The organism is Paludisphaera rhizosphaerae (assembly GCF_011065895.1).
GTDB lineage: Bacteria > Planctomycetota > Planctomycetia > Isosphaerales > Isosphaeraceae > Paludisphaera > Paludisphaera rhizosphaerae.
Genome location: NZ_JAALCR010000078.1, coordinates 1 through 1,895 on the forward strand (window position 1 = coordinate 1; position 1,895 = coordinate 1,895).

Annotated in this window: 2 pseudogenes; both read right to left on the reverse strand. The window is 72.8% G+C overall.

The features are described from left to right. Nucleotides 1–31 precede the first annotated feature (31 nt). Nucleotides 32–1,630: pseudogene (locus tag G5C50_RS32040) on the reverse strand (ISNCY family transposase). 57 nt (nt 1,631–1,687) lie between these two features. After that, a pseudogene (locus G5C50_RS32045) lies at nt 1,688–1,895 on the reverse strand (hypothetical protein); the annotation flags it as partial.

Consider the following 1,895-nt stretch of genomic DNA (forward strand, 5'->3'; position numbering starts at 1 on the left):
CCCTGCTCGGCGGCCCTCAGGGCTTTTTTTTCTAGGACGGCAAAGCTTGTTTGATGAGGGAATCCTCAAGCGACGCCAGGTAGGCCTCGGGGTCGCTTCGGAAGCGGCGGCCGAGCGTTCGCACCGCCCGTCGCCGGTCCAGCGAGCCCCTCAGGTCGCGCCACCTCTTCAGGTCGTTGGGGACCAGTTCCGTCGCGCCGACCTGGCGGAGTCGGGTCGCCGCCGCGGCCACCAGCCGCACCGACCCGCGCACCACCGTCCCGGGGCAGGCCACCTTCCGGCCGCTGCAACGCCGCTCGTGGTAGCGATACGAGCCGAAGAACTGCTCCAGGTCGTTGTTCGTCCGCGGCAGGTCCGCCACGTCGTAGCAGCCGAACAGCCCGGGGCGGTAGCTCCGCGTCACCTTGCGGAAGTGGTCGAACGCCCCGGCCAGCGAGCCCAGGGCCTCGCGATGCCGGGCCGATGCGGCGACCGTCGCGTCGAACCGCGTCCGGACCGCCGCGGCGTCGCGCCCCGCCCGGTCGGCCAGGACCGCGGCCAGTCGCCGCACCCAGCCGAAGGCGGCGCGGACCTCCGGCCACGACGCCTCGGTCGCGTCCAGGCCCTTGCCCAGGATCGCCCTCAGCCGCGTCAGCTCCCTCGGGAGCCCCTTTTCCCGCCGGCCCGGTCCAGGCTCGCGACGACCTTGGCCAGTCGGTCGCGGAGCTTCAGCCCCGACGCCTCCAGCGGCGGCCGGCCGTCGTCGGTCAGGGCCGACCGCACCGCGGCGCAGTAGCCCCGGACCGCCTCGGCCTCGGCGTCGTCGCGGCCCTCGACCTCCCGCTCGATCGGGCGGATGCCTCGGACCTTCTTCTTCAGCGCGACCTTGGCGTGGCGGTCGGCCTCGTAGATCGGCAGGGCCACCTCGCGCAGGTCGTGGAAGTGGCAGAGCTGGTGGTGGACGCCGTCGAGGGCTTCGGCCACGGCCTTGCGGATCGACGTCTGACTGTCGGAGACCACCGCAGCGATCGGACTTCGCCCAGGGCTCCCTTCACCTCGGTCATCAGCTTCGCCAGGTCGGCCGGCGTCCAGGACAGCTGGCTCGGGGCCAGGAGGACTTCGCTGCTGAGCACGTCGCGGATCAACCAGAGGACCTCGTGGCCGACGTCGGGCTGCAGGCCGTCGATCACCAGGATCACCCGCCCGGCCTCGGCCGTGATCCGCCGGAGGCGGCTGACATCCGAGGGGGCAGGGCCAGCAGCTCGTCGTAGCAGTTCAGCAGGTTGCCGACGCTCCGCACGCAGATCGGCACGCCGCGGCGGGCCAACTCGGCGTGGATCTCGGGGATGCTGCGGTGCTCGGCATGCCGCAGGCGGCCGACCGCGGCGATGACGTCGAGGCCGAATTCGTGCTGCGGCAGGGCGTAGCGGCCCTCCTGCTCGGGGCGGAGGCAGGCCTTGTATCGCCGACAGCCGGGGTCGCGGCAGCTGCGGATCTGGAGCCGGAGCAACACAGAGCCGTCGAGGGTGACGACGGTCCGGCGGGCGGTGGCGGCCGACCACAGCGGCCCCCCGCAGCCGGGGCAGGTGCGGGCCTCGGCCTTCAGCTCGATGGTGCGATCGGCCGGCGGCCGGGCGGTCCTTCGCGGCATGGGACATCTCCTCGGGGCGTCGCTCGCCCCCAGGAGTAACAGATTCGCCAACCGATATCAAACAGGCTTTGCCGGCCTAGTTTTTTTCACGGTCAGGCCCAGGGCGTCGATCGCCCGCCAGAGCGTGGAGATCCCCAGGTCCAGGCCGAGGCGGCGGCGGTGCTCCTCCAGGGTGGCGTCGGGGGCCTCGCGCACCGAGGCGCGGATGGCCTCGGCGTGCCCGGCCCACTTCGGCGCCGGGCCGTATCGCTGGGCCCGCGGGGCG